Origin of the sequence: Escherichia sp. E4736, assembly GCF_005781225.1 — a bacterium.
Classification (GTDB): Bacteria; Pseudomonadota; Gammaproteobacteria; order Enterobacterales; family Enterobacteriaceae; genus Escherichia.
The window spans coordinates 225,463-243,816 of record NZ_VATT01000002.1 but is presented as its reverse complement, the minus strand read 5'-3'; the positions used below and the strand labels follow the sequence as shown (position 1 = coordinate 243,816).

General features: G+C 52.6%; 13 protein-coding genes. 11 read left to right on the top strand and 2 right to left on the bottom strand.

What is annotated here, in order from left to right; translation table 11 throughout:
* Positions 1-72: 72 nt before the first annotated feature.
* Positions 73-1,047 carry an MDR family oxidoreductase gene (locus FEK46_RS01960; RefSeq protein ID WP_135490410.1) on the bottom strand — a complete coding sequence of 325 codons (975 nt, stop codon included), beginning with the start codon at positions 1,045-1,047 and terminating at the stop codon, positions 73-75.
* A gap of 151 nt (positions 1,048-1,198) precedes the next feature.
* Between FEK46_RS01960 and csrD the strand changes: the two genes are divergently transcribed.
* The 8 genes from csrD to tldD all read left to right on the top strand — a co-directional run bounded on the left by csrD (position 1,199) and on the right by tldD (position 13,917).
* Positions 1,199-3,139: an RNase E specificity factor CsrD gene (gene csrD / locus FEK46_RS01955; RefSeq protein ID WP_130204514.1), complete on the top strand. Its 1,941-nt coding sequence runs from the start codon at positions 1,199-1,201 to the stop codon at positions 3,137-3,139.
* Positions 3,140-3,444: 305 nt separating this feature from the next.
* Positions 3,445-4,488 (top strand): rod shape-determining protein MreB, encoded by a 1,044-nt coding sequence (gene mreB / locus FEK46_RS01950; RefSeq protein ID WP_000913396.1) that lies wholly within the window; start codon positions 3,445-3,447, stop codon positions 4,486-4,488.
* 65 nt (positions 4,489-4,553) lie between these two features.
* Complete coding sequence (gene mreC, locus FEK46_RS01945) at positions 4,554-5,624, top strand: rod shape-determining protein MreC (protein WP_130204516.1); 1,071 nt, start codon at positions 4,554-4,556, stop codon at positions 5,622-5,624.
* Positions 5,624-6,112: a rod shape-determining protein MreD gene (gene mreD / locus FEK46_RS01940; protein WP_135559889.1), complete on the top strand. Its 489-nt coding sequence runs from the start codon at positions 5,624-5,626 to the stop codon at positions 6,110-6,112. Before mreC ends, mreD begins: the two co-directional genes overlap by 1 nt.
* Positions 6,113-6,120: 8 nt before the next feature.
* The gene (yhdE, locus tag FEK46_RS01935; protein ID WP_130260185.1) at positions 6,121-6,714 is read left to right on the top strand and encodes a nucleoside triphosphate pyrophosphatase YhdE; all 594 of its coding nucleotides are present in this window, start codon (positions 6,121-6,123) and stop codon (positions 6,712-6,714) included.
* The gene (rng, locus tag FEK46_RS01930) at positions 6,704-8,173 is read left to right on the top strand and encodes a ribonuclease G (protein ID WP_000123197.1); all 1,470 of its coding nucleotides are present in this window, start codon (positions 6,704-6,706) and stop codon (positions 8,171-8,173) included. The genes yhdE and rng overlap by 11 nt, the downstream gene beginning before the upstream one ends.
* 66 nt (positions 8,174-8,239) lie before the next feature.
* Positions 8,240-12,040 carry an AsmA2 domain-containing protein YhdP gene (gene yhdP / locus FEK46_RS01925; RefSeq protein WP_135559888.1) on the top strand — a complete coding sequence of 1,267 codons (3,801 nt, stop codon included), beginning with the start codon at positions 8,240-8,242 and terminating at the stop codon, positions 12,038-12,040.
* Positions 12,041-12,471: 431 nt separating this feature from the next.
* Positions 12,472-13,917, top strand: a complete 1,446-nt coding sequence (gene tldD / locus FEK46_RS01920; RefSeq protein WP_130204524.1) for a metalloprotease TldD — start codon at positions 12,472-12,474, stop codon at positions 13,915-13,917.
* Positions 13,918-13,996: 79 nt separating this feature from the next.
* Here the strand turns inward: tldD and aaeR are convergent, their stop codons facing one another.
* The gene (gene aaeR / locus FEK46_RS01915; protein ID WP_130204526.1) at positions 13,997-14,926 is read right to left on the bottom strand and encodes an HTH-type transcriptional activator AaeR; all 930 of its coding nucleotides are present in this window, start codon (positions 14,924-14,926) and stop codon (positions 13,997-13,999) included.
* A gap of 182 nt (positions 14,927-15,108) precedes the next feature.
* Here aaeR and aaeX point away from each other — a divergent pair, with 182 nt between their 5' ends.
* Genes aaeX through aaeB form a run of 3 tightly spaced genes read left to right on the top strand, consistent with a single transcriptional unit; the run spans position 15,109 to position 18,225 of the window.
* Positions 15,109-15,312, top strand: coding sequence for a p-hydroxybenzoic acid efflux pump operon protein AaeX (aaeX, locus tag FEK46_RS01910; RefSeq protein ID WP_000051841.1), 204 nt, complete (start codon positions 15,109-15,111; stop codon positions 15,310-15,312).
* Between the two features lie 7 nt (positions 15,313-15,319).
* On the top strand, positions 15,320-16,252 hold the full coding sequence (gene aaeA, locus FEK46_RS01905) for a p-hydroxybenzoic acid efflux pump subunit AaeA (RefSeq protein ID WP_130223742.1): 933 nt from the start codon (positions 15,320-15,322) through the stop codon (positions 16,250-16,252).
* Between the two features lie 5 nt (positions 16,253-16,257).
* Positions 16,258-18,225: a p-hydroxybenzoic acid efflux pump subunit AaeB gene (gene aaeB, locus FEK46_RS01900; RefSeq protein ID WP_130259118.1), complete on the top strand. Its 1,968-nt coding sequence runs from the start codon at positions 16,258-16,260 to the stop codon at positions 18,223-18,225.
* Positions 18,226-18,354: the final 129 nt, after the last annotated feature.

Sequence of the window (18,354 nt, the reverse complement as noted above, 5' to 3'; positions counted from 1 at the left end):
TACTATGGCAGGGAGAATGTCAAAGTGCTGCTAAAATTCGTTAACGATATGTAAATTATTTTATGCTAACGCTTAGTTAATTTTTACCAGCGTACGGCCCTGGATCTGATTGTTAATAATGGCCTCGGCAAATTTTGGTGCATCAGCCAGTGAAATCTCTTTTGCCGCCTGGGTATAGAATGATTCCGGTAAATCGGCAACCAGACGCTGCCAGGCTTGTGCGCGGCGTGCTGGTGGCGTCATCACCGAATCCACGCCCTGCAGGCGAACGTTACGCAGAATAAATGGCATGACGGTGGTTGGCAGAGTAAAACCACCCGCCAGACCACAGGCCGCCACGCAGCCGCCGTAGTTCATTTGCGCCAGCACTTTAGCCAGCACTTTGTCGCCCACAGTGTCAATCGCCCCGGCCCAAAGCTGTTTTTCCAGTGGACGGGATTCAGCAAATTCATCACGCGGCAGAATTCGGCTGGCACCTAAACTTTTCAGATATCCATGGGTACTTTCGCGACCGGAAACAGCAACCACCTGATAACCTAACTTATGCAACAGCGCCACGGCAGTGCTACCAACGCCGCCGCTGGCGCCCGTTACCACAATCTCGCCATCTTGTGGACGAATACCGGCATCTTCCAGGGCCAGCACGCACAGCATGGCGGTAAACCCAGCAGTACCAATAATCATCGCTTTACGCGCGTCCAGACCTTGCGGCATGGCAACCAACCAGTCGCCTTTTACGCGCGCTTGTTCTGCCAGCCCGCCCCAATGATTTTCACCAACACCCCAGCCCGTGAGTAACACTTCTTGACCAGCATGAAAACGAGGATCTTCACTGTCGCGTACGGTTCCGGCGAAGTCGATGCCAGGAATCATCGGAAAATTGCGGATTATTTTTCCTTTACCGGTTATTGCCAGCGCATCTTTATAATTCAGGCTCGACCAGTGGACATCGACCGTCACATCGCCTTCCGGCAGGCGACTTGCGTCCAGAGTCTGTACAGATGCGAGGGTTTTGCCGTCCTGCTGTTCTAAAAGTAACGCCTGCATAAGAAGTCCTCATGTGCATGATGGATTGGAAAATAATTTCTGAAGACTATACTCGCTAATTGAAAAGCAAAGTCGATGAAGCGCAATAAATTGCGAGATAAATCTGATTTGCTAGTATGCCCGCTTCCTCACTATCGGAGTTAACACAAGGATGAGATTAACGACGAAATTTTCGGCCTTTGTCACGCTGCTCACCGGGTTAACGATCTTTGTGACTTTGATGGGCTGCTCGTTAAGTTTCTATAACGCGATTCAGTATAAGTTTAGCCATCGCGTTCAGGCGGTGGCGACGGCGATCGATACGCATCTGGTGTCGTCTGATTTCAGCTCGCTGAGGCCACAAATCAGTGAACTGATGATGTCAGCAGATATCGTTCGCGTGGACCTGTTACACAATAACAAACAGGTTTATACCCTTTCCCGCCAGGGGAGTTACCGCCCTGTTGGCACCAGCGATCTGTTTCGCGAACTGACCGTTCCGTTAGTTAAACATCCAGGAATGTCGCTACATCTGGTTTATCAGGACCCGATGGGAAACTATTTTCACTCGCTGATGACCACCGCGCCGCTCACTGGGGCAATTGGTTTTATTATTATTATGCTCTTCCTTGCAGTACGCTGGTTGCAGCGGCAACTTGCCGGGCAAGAACTACTGGAAACTCGCTCGGCGCGTATCTTAAACGGGGAGCGTGGGCCGAATGTGCTTGGCTCCATCTATGAATGGCCGCCAGGAACCAGCAGTGCGCTGGATATGCTGCTTTCAGAAATTCAGAATGCGCGTGAACAGCACAGCCGTCTTGATACGCTGATTCGCTCTTACGCCGCGCAGGACATCAAAACCGGCCTCAATAACCGTCTCTTTTTCGACAACCAGTTGGCTACATTGCTGGAAGATCAAGAGAAGGTAGGGACTCACGGGATCGTGATGATGATCCGTCTACCTGATTTCAATATGTTGAGCGACACGTGGGGACACAGCCAGGCCGAAGAACAGTTCTTCACTCTGACGAATTTGCTGTCGACATTTATGATGCGCTATCCAGGTGCACTGCTGGCGCGCTATCACCGTAGCGATTTTGCCGCGCTGTTGCCGCATCGGACTTTAAAAGAGGCGGAGAGCATTGCCGGGCAGTTGATCAAAGCGGTTGATACATTACCGAGCAATAAAATGCTCGATCGTGAAGATATGATTCATATCGGCATCTGTGCCTGGCGTAGCGGCCAGGAAACAGAACAAGTGATGGACCATGCCGAATCCGCCACGCGTAATGCGGGATTACAGGGTGGTAATAGCTGGGCGATTTACGATGACTCATTACCAGAAAAAGGGCGCGGCAACGTTCGCTGGCGTACGCTAATCGAACAAATGTTGAGTCGTGGCGGTCCCAGGCTTTATCAAAAACCTGCGGTCACCCGGGAAGGGCAGGTTCATCATCGCGAAATTATGTGTCGCATCTTTGATGGTAATGAAGAGGTAAGCTCGGCGGAATATATGCCGATGGTGTTGCAGTTTGGTTTATCGGAAGAGTATGACCGCCTGCAAATCAGTCGTCTCATCCCGCTGTTACGCTATTGGCCGCAAGAAAATCTGGCGATTCAGGTGACCGTTGAGTCGTTGATCCGCCCGCGTTTCCAGCGTTGGCTGCGCGATACGTTGATGCAGTGTGAAAAATCACAACGAAAACGCATAATTATTGAACTTGCAGAGGCTGATGTTGGTCAACATATCGGTCGCTTGCAATCTGTCATTCGTTTGGTGAATGCTTTAGGGGTTCGAGTTGCCGTTAACCAGGCTGGATTGACGCTGGTAAGTACCAGTTGGATTAAAGAACTGAATGTCGAATTACTCAAGCTTCATCCGGGGCTGGTAAGAAATATTGAGAAGCGAACGGAAAACCAATTGTTGGTTCAGAGCATGGTAGAAGCCTGTTCCGGGACCAACACCCAGGTTTACGCGACTGGCGTACGTTCGCGAAGCGAGTGGCAGACCCTGATTCAGCGCGGGGTTTTGGGTGGCCAGGGGGATTTTTTCGCGTCCTCACAGCCACTTGATACTAACGTGAAAAAATATTCACAAAGATACTCGGTTTAACCTGCCGTTTGATCCGTTTTCACGTAGAATAACGCGCGCTGCGTTTCGTGGGAGTGTGCTTATCTGCTCGCCAGATTGTTGCAGCACATATGCAGATGAATGACCTTACGCAGTTGCAAACAGGCGAGGAATGCTGTTGACGCATTTAGCCTTATCTGGACTCAGGCAGAGATTTGTAACAAAGGAAACGAACTGCACTAATTTTCACCGTAGCAGATGATTTTTGCGCCTTGTCGCTGCTGCGTGTGGTTGGTAAAGTAAGCGGATTTTCTTTTCCGCCCCAGCTTTCAGGATTATCCCTTAGTATGTTGAAAAAATTTCGTGGCATGTTTTCCAATGACTTGTCCATTGACTTGGGTACTGCGAATACCCTCATTTATGTAAAAGGACAAGGCATCGTATTGAATGAGCCTTCCGTTGTGGCCATTCGTCAGGATCGTGCCGGTTCACCAAAAAGCGTGGCTGCAGTAGGTCATGACGCGAAGCAGATGCTGGGCCGTACGCCGGGCAATATTGCTGCTATTCGCCCAATGAAAGATGGCGTAATCGCTGACTTCTTCGTGACTGAAAAAATGCTCCAGCACTTCATTAAGCAAGTGCACAGCAACAGCTTTATGCGTCCAAGCCCGCGCGTTCTGGTCTGTGTGCCGGTTGGCGCAACCCAGGTTGAACGCCGCGCAATTCGTGAATCCGCGCAGGGCGCTGGCGCCCGTGAAGTGTTCCTGATTGAAGAGCCGATGGCCGCGGCAATTGGCGCCGGTCTGCCGGTTTCTGAAGCGACCGGTTCCATGGTGGTTGATATCGGCGGTGGTACTACTGAAGTTGCCGTAATCTCGCTGAATGGCGTGGTTTACTCCTCTTCTGTACGCATCGGCGGTGACCGCTTCGACGAAGCCATTATCAACTATGTTCGTCGTAACTACGGTTCCTTGATCGGTGAAGCGACAGCAGAGCGTATTAAACACGAAATCGGTTCGGCTTATCCGGGCGATGAAGTGCGTGAAATTGAAGTTCGTGGTCGTAACCTGGCTGAAGGTGTTCCACGCGGCTTTACGCTGAACTCCAACGAAATCCTCGAAGCGCTACAAGAGCCGCTGACCGGCATCGTTAGCGCAGTGATGGTTGCGCTGGAACAGTGTCCGCCGGAACTGGCTTCCGACATCTCTGAGCGCGGAATGGTGCTCACTGGCGGTGGCGCATTGCTGCGTAACCTTGACCGTTTATTAATGGAAGAAACCGGCATTCCAGTCGTTGTTGCTGAAGATCCGCTGACCTGTGTGGCGCGCGGTGGCGGCAAGGCGCTGGAAATGATCGACATGCACGGCGGCGACCTGTTCAGCGAAGAGTAATCGGATGCAGGCAGGGGAAGCGTTTGTTTATCCTGCCTGGTCTGATACGAGAATACGCATAACTTATGAAGCCAATTTTTAGCCGTGGCCCGTCGCTACAGATTCGCCTTATTCTGGCGGTGCTGGTGGCGCTCGGCATTATTATTGCCGACAGCCGCCTGGGGACTTTCAGTCAAATCCGTACCTATATGGATACCGCTGTCAGTCCTTTCTACTTTATTTCCAATGCTCCTCGTGAATTGCTGGATGGCGTATCGCAGACGCTGGCCTCGCGTGATCAACTAGAACTTGAAAACCGGGCGTTACGTCAGGAGTTGCTGCTGAAAAACAGCGATCTGCTGATGTTGGGACAATATAAACAGGAGAACGCGCGCTTGCGTGAGCTTCTGGGTTCTCCGCTGCGTCAGGACGAGCAGAAGATGGTGACCCAGGTTATCTCTACTGTTAACGATCCGTACAGCGATCAGGTTGTTATTGACAAAGGCAGTGTCAACGGTGTTTACGAAGGCCAGCCAGTCATTAGCGATAAAGGTGTGGTCGGCCAGGTGGTGGCGGTCGCAAAACTGACCAGCCGCGTACTGCTGATCTGCGACGCGACCCATGCGCTGCCGATTCAGGTGCTGCGTAATGATATCCGCGTTATCGCGGCGGGTAATGGCTGTACTGATGATTTACAGCTTGAGCACCTGCCAGCGAATACTGATATTCGTGTTGGTGATGTATTGGTGACTTCAGGTCTGGGCGGTCGTTTCCCGGAAGGTTATCCGGTGGCGGTTGTCTCTTCCGTGAAACTCGATACCCAGCGCGCATATACCGTGATTCAGGCGCGACCGACTGCGGGACTGCAACGTTTACGTTATCTGCTTCTGTTGTGGGGGGCGGATCGTAACGGGGCCAACCCGATGACGCCGGAAGAGGTGCATCGCGTTGCTAATGAACGCCTGATGCAAATGATGCCGCAGGTGTTGCCTTCGCCAGATGCAATGGGGCCAAAACTGCCTGAACCGGCAACGGGAATTACCCAGCCAAGCCCGCAGCAACCTGCAACAGGTACTGCCGCTGACCGCTCTCCACAAAGGGCTACGCCGCCGCAGAGTGGTACTCAACCACCTGCGCGTACGCCAGGAGGGCAATAGTGGCGAGCTATCGTAGCCAGGGGCGCTGGGTTATCTGGCTCTCTTTCCTCATTGCGTTATTACTGCAAATTATGCCCTGGCCGGATAATCTTATCGTTTTCCGGCCTAACTGGGTTTTGCTCATCTTATTGTATTGGAGCCTCGCCTTGCCCCATCGCGTAAATGTGGGCTCAGGTTTTGTGATGGGTGCCATACTGGATCTGATCAGTGGCTCCACGCTCGGTGTACGGGCGTTATCGATGAGTATCATTGCTTATCTGGTCGCGCTGAAATTCCAGCTTTTCCGTAATCTGGCATTGTGGCAGCAGGCGCTGGTCGTCATGTTGCTTTCGTTGGTTGTGGATATTATTGTTTTCTGGGCAGAGTTTTTAGTGATCAACGTCTCTTTCAGACCGGAAGTGTTCTGGAGTAGTGTAGTCAATGGTGTGCTCTGGCCGTGGATTTTCATGCTGATGCGCAAAATTCGTCAGCAGTTTGCAGTGCAATAAAGGTTTCTATGACTTCTCTGTATTTAGCTTCCGGTTCTCCGCGTCGGCAGGAGTTACTTGCGCAACTTGGCGTTTCCTTCGAACGTATCGTTACGGGCATTGAGGAGCAACGCTTTCCGCAGGAGAGCGCTCAGCAATACGTTGTGCGTCTGGCGCGCGAGAAAGCTCAGGCGGGCGTCGCGCAAACGGCGCAGGATCTCCCGGTGTTGGGTGCGGATACCATTGTGATTCTGAACGGCGAAGTACTGGAGAAACCGCGCGATGCCGATCATGCGGTGCAGATGTTGCGCAAATTATCGGGGCAGACCCATCAGGTAATGACGGCAGTGGCGATGGCCGACAGCCAGTACATTCTCGATTGCCTGGTGGTGACCGATGTGACTTTCAGAACGTTAACAGATGAAGATATCGCGGGCTATGTCGCCAGCGGTGAACCGTTAGATAAAGCAGGTGCATACGGTATTCAGGGGCTTGGTGGTTGTTTTGTCAGGAAGATAAATGGCAGCTATCACGCCGTAGTCGGCTTACCGCTGGTTGAAACGTGTGAATTATTGAGTAATTTTAACGCACTGCGTGAGAAAAGGGATAAACATGACGGCTGAATTGTTGGTAAACGTAACGCCTTCGGAAACACGAGTGGCGTATATTGATGGCGGTATTCTGCAGGAAATTCATATTGAACGTGAGGCGCGACGCGGAATAGTAGGCAATATCTACAAGGGTCGTGTAAGTCGCGTACTTCCGGGTATGCAGGCGGCTTTTGTAGATATTGGGCTGGATAAAGCTGCGTTTCTACACGCTTCTGACATCATGCCGCACACCGAATGTGTGGCAGGTGAGGAACAAAAACAATTTACGGTGCGTGACATCTCGGAACTGGTCCGTCAGGGGCAAGATCTGATGGTACAGGTGGTGAAAGATCCGCTTGGTACCAAAGGCGCGCGCCTGACCACGGATATCACGCTGCCATCTCGCTATCTGGTGTTTATGCCAGGAGCGTCTCATGTTGGGGTTTCCCAACGTATCGAAAGTGAATCCGAACGTGAACGCCTGAAAAAAGTGGTCGCCGAGTATTGCGACGAGCAGGGCGGATTTATCATCCGTACCGCGGCAGAAGGTGTAGGCGAAGCTGAACTAGCTTCCGATGCCGCTTATCTGAAGCGTGTCTGGACCAAAGTCATGGAGCGTAAAAAGCGCCCACAGACGCGTTATCAACTGTACGGTGAACTGGCGCTGGCGCAGCGTGTGCTGCGTGATTTTGCCGATGCCGAGTTGGACCGCATTCGCGTTGATTCACGGCTGACTTACGAAGCATTACTTGAGTTCACCTCGGAATACATCCCCGAGATGACCAGCAAGCTGGAGCATTACACGGGGCGCCAGCCGATTTTCGATCTCTTTGACGTCGAAAACGAGATTCAGCGAGCGTTGGAACGCAAAGTTGAGTTGAAGTCTGGCGGTTATCTGATTATCGACCAGACCGAAGCGATGACCACCGTGGACATCAATACCGGGGCGTTTGTCGGTCATCGCAATCTGGACGACACCATCTTCAATACTAATATTGAAGCGACGCAGGCCATTGCTCGCCAGTTACGGTTGCGTAACCTGGGCGGAATTATCATCATTGATTTCATCGACATGAATAATGAGGATCACCGTCGCCGCGTACTGCATTCGCTGGAACAGGCGCTGAGCAAAGACCGGGTGAAAACCAGCGTTAACGGCTTCTCGGCGCTGGGGCTGGTGGAAATGACGCGTAAACGCACCCGCGAAAGCATTGAGCACGTACTGTGTAACGAATGCCCAACTTGCCACGGTCGCGGAACGGTGAAAACCGTGGAAACGGTATGCTATGAAATCATGCGCGAGATTGTTCGCGTGCACCATGCTTATGACTCTGACCGTTTTCTGGTCTATGCTTCTCCGGCAGTTGCCGAGGCCTTGAAAGGCGAAGAGTCGCACTCGCTGGCGGAAGTGGAAATTTTTGTGGGTAAGCAGGTTAAAGTACAAATCGAACCGCTCTACAACCAGGAGCAGTTTGACGTCGTCATGATGTAAACAAATGCTGGGCCGCCATCCGGCAAAGTTTTTTGAGTCACATTTTTAGCAGACAAGGAGTGACGGGTGAGGCGATTGCCGGGGATTTTACTGCTTACTGGAGCCGCGCTCGTTGTGATCGCTGCGCTGCTGGTCAGCGGCCTGCGTATTGCTTTGCCGCATCTTGATGCCTGGCGTCCAGAAATCCTCAATAAAATTGAATCCGCTACCGGCATGCCGGTAGAAGCCAGCCAGCTTTCCGCCAGCTGGCAGAATTTTGGCCCCACGCTTGAAGCGCGCGACATTCGCGCGGAACTGAAAGATGGCGGTGAGTTTTCTGTCAAACGCGTCACTCTGGCGCTGGATGTCTGGCAGAGCCTGCTGCATATGCGCTGGCAGTTTCGCGATCTGACTTTCTGGCAACTGCGTTTCCGCACCAATACGCCCATCACCAGCGGTGGTGGTAATGATGGTCTGGAAGCCAGCCACATCAGCGACCTGTTTCTTCGTCAGTTTGATCACTTCGATCTCCGCGACAGCGAAGTCAGTTTCCTCACGCCATCCGGTCAGCGCGCCGAACTGGCGATCCCGCAACTCACCTGGCTTAACAATCCGCGTCGACACCGTGCGGAAGGCCAGGTAAGCCTCTCCAGCCTCACCGGGCAGCACGGCGTGATGCAAGTTCGCATGGATTTGCGTGATGACGAAGGGCTGTTAAGCAACGGTCGCGTCTGGCTACAGGCTGATGATATTGACCTGAAGCCGTGGCTGGGTAAATGGATGCAGGACAACATTGCGCTGGAAACGGCGCAGTTCTCCCTCGAAGGCTGGATGACGATCGACAAAGGCGATGTAACCGGCGGTGACGTCTGGCTGAAACAGGGCGGTGCCAGCTGGTTGGGCGAGAAGCAAACGCATTCACTGGCGGTAGATAATCTCACCGCACACATTACGCGTGAACATCCCGGCTGGCAGTTTTCTATTCCTGATACCCGCATCACGATGGATGGCAAACGCTGGCCGAGTGGGGCATTGACGCTGGCCTGGATACCGGAACAGGATGTTGGTGGAAAGAATAATAAACGCAGTGACGAACTGCGGATTCGCGCCAGCAATCTGGAACTGGCGGGGCTGGAAGGTATTCGTCCGCTGGCAGCAAAACTTTCACCTGCGCTGGGCGACATCTGGCGGTCTACGCAACCGAGCGGCAAGATCAACACCCTGGCGCTGGATATCCCGCTTCAGGCAGCAGACAAGACTCGCTTTCAGGCATCGTGGAGCGATCTGGCCTGGAAGCAATGGAAATTACTGCCGGGCGCGGAACATTTCTCCGGGACGCTTTCCGGTAGTGTAGAAAATGGTTTACTGACCGCGTCCATGAAACAGGCGAAAATGCCTTACGAAACAGTTTTCCGCGCACCGCTGGAAATTGCTGACGGTAAGGCGACCCTAAGCTGGCTGAATAACGACAAAGGTTTCCAGCTTGATGGCCGCAACATTGATGTTAAAGCCAAAGCCGTCCATGCACGCGGCGGTTTCCGCTACCTGCAACCGACTAATGATGAACCCTGGCTGGGCATTCTGGCGGGTATCAGTACCGATGATGGTTCACAAGCGTGGCGCTATTTCCCAGAAAATCTGATGGGGAAAGAGTTAGTCGATTACTTAAGTGGCGCAATTCAGGGCGGTGAAGCGGATAACGCGACGCTGGTTTATGGCGGCAATCCGCAACTCTTCCCCTATAAACACAACGAAGGTCAGTTTGAGGTGCTGGTGCCGCTGCGTAATGCGAAGTTTGCCTTCCAGCCGGACTGGCCTGCGTTAACTAATCTCGATATTGAACTGGACTTCATAAACGACGGTTTATGGATGAAAACCGATGGCGTCAATCTGGGCGGCGTGCGCGCGAGTAATCTCACCGCAGTGATCCCTGACTACTCGAAAGAAAAATTGCTGATTGATGCTGACATTAAAGGTTCGGGCAAAGCGGTTGGTCCTTACTTTGATGAGACGCCGCTGAAAGACTCTCTGGGAGCAACCCTGCAAGAACTCCAGCTCGACGGCGATGTGAATGCTCGCTTACATCTCGATATCCCATTGAACGGCGAACTGGTTACAGCGAAAGGCGAAGTGACGCTGCGTAATAACAGTCTGTTTATCAAACCACTTGATAGCACACTGAAAAATTTGAGCGGTAAATTCAGCTTTATCAATGGCGATCTGCAAAGCGAACCACTGACAGCAAGTTGGTTTAATCAGCCACTGAACGTGGATTTTTCCACCAAAGAAGGGGCGAAAGCCTACCAGGTCGCGGTGAATCTCAACGGTAACTGGCAGCCAGCGAAAACTGACGTTCTGCCTGAAGCGGTGAATGAAGCGTTAAGCGGCAGCGTGGCCTGGGATGGTAAAGTGGGCATTGAGCTGCCTTATCATGCTGGCGCAACGTATAACGTAGAACTGAACGGTGATCTGAAGAATGTGAGTAGTCACTTACCTTCGCCGTTAGCCAAACCCGCTGGCGAATCGCTGCCGGTTAACATTAAGGTCGATGGCAACCTCAATAGCTTTGAATTAACCGGACAGGCTGGCGCGGATAACCATTTCAACAGCCGCTGGTTGCTCGGTCAAAAGCTGACGCTCGATCGCGCTATCTGGGCGGCAGACAGTAAAACGCTTCCGCCGTTACCGGAACAAAGCGGTGTTGAGTTAAATATGCCATCGATGAATGGTGCCGAGTGGCTGGCGCTTTTCCAGAAAGGCGCGACGGATAAAGTCGGTAGTGCGGTGAGTTTTCCCCAGCACATTACGTTGCGTACGCCAGCGTTGTCGTTGGGAAATCAGCAATGGAATAACCTGAGTATTGTTTCGCAACCGATGGCAAATGGCACTCAGGTCGAGGCGCAAGGACGTGAAATCAACGCTACGCTGGCAATGCGCAATAACGCGCCGTGGCTGGCGACGATTAAATATCTCTATTACAACCCCAGCGTGGCGAAAACCAGTGGTGACACCACGCCGTCGTCACCTTTCCCAACTACGGAGCGCATTAGCTTCCGTGGTTGGCCGGATGCGCAAATACGTTGCGCAGAGTGCTGGTTCTGGGGGCAAAAATTCGGTCGCATCGACAGCGATATCACCATTTCTGGCGATACGTTAACGCTGGCTAATGGACTGATTGATACCGGTTTCTCGCGGCTTACTGCCGAGGGTGAATGGGTTAACAATCCGGGGAATGAACGTACCTCGCTGAAAGGAAAATTACGCGGGCAGAAAATTGATGCCGCTGCTGAATTTTTTGGTGTCACGACGCCAATACGCCAGTCGTCATTTAATGTGGATTACGATTTACACTGGCGGAAAACGCCGTGGCAGCCGGATGAGGCAACGTTGAATGGCATCATCCATACTCAACTGGGCAAAGGTGAAATTACCGACATCAGCACCGGACATGCCGGGCAATTGCTGCGCTTATTGAGCGTCGATGCTCTGATGCGAAAGCTGCGCTTTGATTTCAGGGATACCTTTGGCGAAGGTTTCTATTTTGACTCCATTCGCAGCACGGCGTGGATTAAAGACGGTGTTATGCACACTGATGACACGCTGGTGGATGGACTGGAAGCGGATATCGCCATGAAAGGGTCGGTAAATCTGGTACGCCGCGATCTGAATATGGAGGCGGTTGTCGCACCAGAAATTTCCGCGACGGTGGGTGTGGCTGCGGCCTTTGCGGTTAACCCCATTGTCGGTGCGGCGGTGTTTGCTGCCAGTAAAGTGCTGGGGCCGCTGTGGAGCAAAGTCTCCATTTTGCGCTACCACATTTCTGGTCCGCTGGACGCTCCGCAAATCAACGAAGTATTGCGCCAACCGCGTAAAGAAAAAGCGCAATGATTTGACGATGGCGCGTAATTGCCCCAATCTCATTAGATAATCGTTGCCAAAGGCCAACGAGTCGGAACATAACCGTAGGCCGGATAAGGCGTTTACGCCGCATCCGGCAGCCGTTGCCTGATGCGACGCTGTGCGTCTTATCAGGCCTACAAACCGGAACATAACCGCAGGTCGGATAAAGCGTTTACGCCGCATCCGGCAGCCGTTGCCTGATGCGACGCTGTGCGTCTTATCAGGTCTACAAACCGGAACATAACCGTAGGTCGGATAAGGCGTTCACGCCGCATCCGGCAGCCGTTGCCTGATGCGACGCTGTGCGTCTTATCAGGTCTACAAACCGGAACATAACCGTAGGTCGGATAAGGCGTTCACGCCGCATCCGACAGCCGTAAAAAATCCTCTACCGAAGTAACTAACGAGTAACAAAAACGATGAGTCTGAACCTGGTAAGTGAACAATTGCTAGCGGCGAACGGCCTGAAACATCAGGATTTGTTCGCGATTCTCGGTCAACTGGCCGAACGTCGCCTCGATTACGGCGATCTCTATTTTCAGTCGAGCTATCACGAATCCTGGGTTTTAGAAGACCGCATTATCAAAGATGGTTCTTACAACATCGATCAGGGCGTTGGCGTGCGTGCAGTCAGCGGTGAAAAAACCGGTTTTGCTTACGCCGACCAAATCAGCCTGCTGGCCCTGGAACAGAGCGCACAAGCGGCGCGTACCATTGTCCGTGACAGTGGTGATGGCAAAGTACAGACGTTGGGCGCGGTAGAGCATAGCCCGCTGTATACCTCGCTTGATCCGCTGCAAAGCATGAGCCGCGAGGAGAAACTGGATATTTTACGTCGCGTCGATAAAGTTGCCCGTGAAGCCGACAAACGCGTACAGGAAGTGACTGCCAGCCTCAGTGGCGTCTATGAATTAATTCTGGTTGCGGCCACCGACGGCACCCTGGCGGCAGATGTCCGTCCACTGGTGCGCCTCTCAGTAAGCGTTCTGGTCGAAGAAGACGGTAAACGCGAACGCGGCGCCAGCGGCGGCGGCGGTCGTTTTGGTTATGAATTTTTCCTTGCCGATCTCGACGGTGAAGTCCGTGCAGATGCATGGGCGAAAGAAGCAGTGCGTATGGCGCTGGTCAATCTTTCTGCCGTTGCCGCGCCTGCGGGCACCATGCCGGTAGTACTTGGCGCAGGCTGGCCGGGCGTGCTGTTACATGAAGCGGTAGGTCACGGTCTGGAAGGCGACTTTAACCGCCGTGGCACTTCGGTCTTTAGTGGCCAGGTCGGCGAACTGGTAGCATCTGAACTGTGTACGGTAGTGGATGATGGCACGATGGTTGATCGCCGTGGTTCGGTGGCGATTGATGACGAAGGTACGCCGGGTCAGTACAACGTGCTGATTGAAAATGGGATCCTGAAAGGTTACATGCAGGATAAACTCAACGCTCGCTTAATGGGTATGGCGCCGACCGGTAATGGTCGTCGTGAATCCTATGCACACCTGCCCATGCCGCGTATGACCAACACCTACATGCTGCCGGGTAAATCGACGCCGCAGGAAATCATTGAATCCGTCGAGTATGGCATCTATGCGCCGAACTTCGGCGGCGGTCAGGTGGATATCACCTCCGGCAAATTTGTCTTCTCCACCTCAGAAGCGTATCTGATTGAAAACGGTAAAGTGACGAAACCGGTGAAAGGCGCAACGCTGATTGGTTCCGGTATCGAAACCATGCAGCAAATTTCGATGGTGGGCAACGACCTGAAACTGGATAACGGCGTGGGTGTCTGTGGTAAAGAAGGGCAGAGTTTGCCAGTTGGCGTGGGCCAGCCGACGCTCAAAGTCGACAACCTGACCGTTGGCGGTACCGCGTAATCTATCCTGGCCGGTAAGCGTCGCATCAGGCATTGGTTGCCGGATGCGGCGTAAACGCCTTATCCGGCACGCAGATGAATTACTTCTCTTTCCCGCGCCCGTGCATCTCCTGAAACAACTTACCGACCTCGACAAAATAATCCGTCAGTGAGTTGATCACGACCTGCACCTTCAGTGGCAGCTTATCTTTTTCGGTATACAGTGCATAAACCGGGCGTGGATCCGACTGATAACGCGGCAGCAGGATCTCCAGCTCCCCACGATTGATCTCATTGATCACCCACATCAGCGGTACATACGCGATCCCAGCGCCTGCCGTTAACCAGCGCACCAGCGTCATTGGATCATTAGTGACAAACCGTCCTTGTGGGATGAGGCGAGTCGAAATCCCTTCTGGCGCGATCAGTTCAAATTCATTGTCCGGACGCACGCTGTATTCAAGCCATGAATGGCTACTTAAATCGGCGGGTTTTTCCGGTACGCCATACTGTGTGAGATAACTTTTAGCGGCGCACACCACCATCGGCATCGCCCCCAGACGGCGGGAAAATAGGCTGGAATCCTGCAACGCGCCGACGCGGATCACGACATCCAGACCGTCGGCAATCAGGTCGGGTGCAGGAATTCCGGTAACCAGATTGACGCTTAAACCAGGGTACTCTTTCAACATTTTTGCCGTCAGCCCAGCGAGAACATTTTGAGCCATAGTTGAAGAACAGCCAATGCGCAGCGTCCCGATAGGCGTGTTATTGAAGGCATACAGTTGCTCATGGACATCCTGCACTTCATGGAGCATCCGACGGCAGCCCTGGTAGTAAATTCTACCTGCTTCGGTCAGGCCAATGCTGCGTGTGCTGCGGTTTAACAACTTTACCTGCAACTCATCTTCCAGTTTAGACACCGTCTGACTGATAGATGAAACGCTCATTTGAAGCTGTCTGGCGGCGGCGGTAAACGAACCAAATTCAACCACTTTGGCGAAAACCGACATGCGTTTTAGTCGTTCCATTATTCACTCTGACTTAAAAGTGATTTAGATCACATAATATAGATAACAGCATAACAGTTACGCTAATATATTAAATATCAATCTACAGCAATGTTGCTCTCGCCCGGCTTTCTATGCCCTTCTCTGCGGCGACAGATGCTGAAAATAATAACACCTGCTCTCTCTATACAACCAAGGTCAACATGAGTCTGTTTCCCGTTATCGTGGTGTTTGGGCTGTCCTTCCCACCGATATTTTTCGAATTGCTTTTATCACTGGCGATTTTCTGGCTGGTGCGCCGGGTCCTTGTGCCAACAGGTATCTACGACTTCGTCTGGCATCCGGCGCTGTTCAACACCGCGCTCTATTGCTGTTTGTTTTATTTGATATCGCGACTGTTCGTTTGAGGTTGAAGTGAAAACGCTAATAAGAAAATTCTCCCGTACGGCCATCACGGTCGTATTAGTCATTCTGGCCTTCATCGCAATTTTTAATGCCTGGGTCTATTACACCGAATCTCCGTGGACGCGTGACGCACGCTTTAGCGCCGATGTGGTCGCGATTGCGCCGGATGTCTCCGGACTCATCACCCAAGTGAATGTTCATGATAACCAGCTGGTGAAAAAAGGACAGGTACTGTTCACCATCGACCAACCACGCTACCAAAAGGCCCTCGAAGAAGCAGAAGCTGATGTTGCCTATTATCAGGTACTGGCGCAGGAAAAACGCCAGGAAGCTGGACGTCGCAACCGTCTCGGCATACAGGCGATGTCTCGCGAAGAGATAGACCAGGCCAATAACGTGCTGCAAACGGTCCTGCATCAGTTAGCGAAAGCTCAGGCAACCCGCGATCTGGCAAAACTGGATCTTGAACGTACCGTGATCCGCGCACCAGCAGATGGCTGGGTGACCAACCTCAACGTCTATACCGGTGAATTTATTACGCGTGGTTCAACGGCTGTAGCGCTGGTGAAACAGAACTCCTTCTATGTGCTGGCCTATATGGAAGAAACCAAGCTGGAAGGGGTACGTTCTGGGTATCGCGCAGAAATTACGCCGCTTGGTAGCAATAAAGTGCTGAAAGGGACTGTCGATAGTGTTGCCGCTGGGGTCACTAACGCCAGCAGTACGCGTGACGACAAAGGGATGGCGACCATCGATTCCAACCTTGAATGGGTGCGTCTGGCGCAACGTGTCCCGGTACGTATTCGTCTCGACAACCAGCAAGATAACATCTGGCCTGCGGGGACTACCGCTACTGTGGTGGTTACGGGTAAACAAGATCGCGATGAAAGCCAGGATTCGTTCTTCCGTAAAATGGCCCATCGCCTGCGTGAGTTTGGTTAATCACGATGGGTATTTTCTCCATTGCTAACCAACATATTCGCTTCGCGGTAAAACTGGCGACCGCCATTGTGCTGGCGCTGTTTGTTGGCTTTCATTTTCAGCTTGAAACACCACGCTGGGCTGTTCTGACTGCGGCGATTGTTGCCGCCGGTCCTGCCTTTGCCGCCGGTGGCGAACCGTACTCTGGCGCCATCCGCTATCGCGGCTTTTTGCGCATCATCGGTACATTTATCGGTTGTATTGCCGGGCTGGTGATCATCATTGCGATGATCCGTGCGCCATTGTTGATGATTCTGGTGTGCTGTATCTGGGCCGGTTTTTGTACCTGGCTCTCCTCGCTGGTACGAGTAGAGAACTCCTATGCGTGGGGGCTTGCCGGTTATACAGCGCTGATCATTGTGATCACCATTCAGCCAGAACCGCTGCTGACGCCGCAGTTTGCCGTTGAACGTTGTAGTGAAATCGTCATTGGTATTGTGTGTGCTATTGTGGCGGATCTGCTCTTTTCTCCACGATCGATCAAACAAGAAGTGGATCGAGAGCTGGAAAGTTTGCTGGTGGCGCAATATCAACTAATGCAATTATGCATCAAACATGGTGATGGCGAGATTGTTGATAAGGCCTGGGGCGACCTGGTTCGCCGCACCACGGCGCTGCAAGGGATGCGTAGCAATCTGAACATGGAATCTTCCCGCTGGGCGCGTGCCAATCGGCGTTTAAAAGCGATCAACACGTTGTCGCTGACGCTGGTAACCCAGTCCTGCGAAACTTATCTCATTCAGAACTCGCGCCCGGAGTTGATCACTGATACCTTCCGCGAATTTTTTGACACGCCGGTAGAAACTGCGCAGGACGTCCATAAGCAGCTAAAACGCCTGCGGCGAGTGATTGCCTGGACCGGGGAACGTGAAACACCCATCACTATTTATAGCTGGGTTGCGGCGGCAACGCGTTATCAATTGCTCAAGCGAGGCGTTATCAGTAACACCAAAATTAACGCCACTGAAGAAGAGATCCTGCAAGGTGAGCCGGAAGTAAAAGTAGAATCCGCCGAGCGCCATCATGCAATGGTCAACTTCTGGCGTACCACGCTGTCCTGCATGCTGGGGACTTTGTTCTGGCTGTGGACCGGATGGACCTCCGGCAGTGGCGCAATGGTGATGATTGCCGTCGTAACGTCGCTGGCAATGCGTTTACCTAATCCACGCATGGTGGCGATCGACTTTATCTACGGCACGGTAGCTGCGCTACCGTTAGGACTGCTCTATTTTTTGGTGATTATCCCCAATACCCAACAGAGTATGTTGCTGCTGTGCCTTAGCCTGGCGGTGCTGGGATTTTTCCTTGGTATTGAAGTGCAGAAACGGCGGTTGGGATCGATGGGCGCGCTGGCCAGTACGATTAATATTATCGTGTTGGATAACCCGATGACCTTTCAGTTCAGTCAGTTTCTCGATAGCGCGCTGGGGCAAATCGTGGGCTGTGTGCTGGCGTTCATCGTCATTCTACTGGTGCGGGATAAATCGCGCGACAGGACAGGACGCGTGCTGCTTAATCAGTTTGTTTCTGCCGCTGTTTCCGCGATGACCACCAATGTCGCCCGGCGTAAAGAGAACCATCTGCCAGCGCTTTATCAGCAGTTGTTTTTGCTGATGAATAAATTTCCCGGCGATTTGCCGAAGTTTCGCCTGGCGTTAACGATGATTATCGCTCACCAGCGATTGCGTGATGCGCCGATACCCGTGAATGATGATTTATCGGCATTTCACCGACAAATGCGCCGCACAGCGGACCACGTGATTTCTGCCCGCAGCGATGACAAACGCCGTCGTTACTTCGGTCAGTTGCTGGAAGAACTGGATATCTACCAGGAAAAACTACGCATCTGGCAAGCGCCGCCGCAGGTCACGGAACCGGTGCATCGGCTTACCGGTATGCTGCATAAATACCAGCACGCGCTAACCGATAATTAAGTCAAAGCCGACGCCAAAAGGTGTCGGTTGAGATTGCTGACATACTCCAAATTGTCTGATGCGCTACGCTTATCAGGCCTATATTGAATTTGCACCCCCTGGTAGGCCGAATAAGGCGTTCACGCCGCA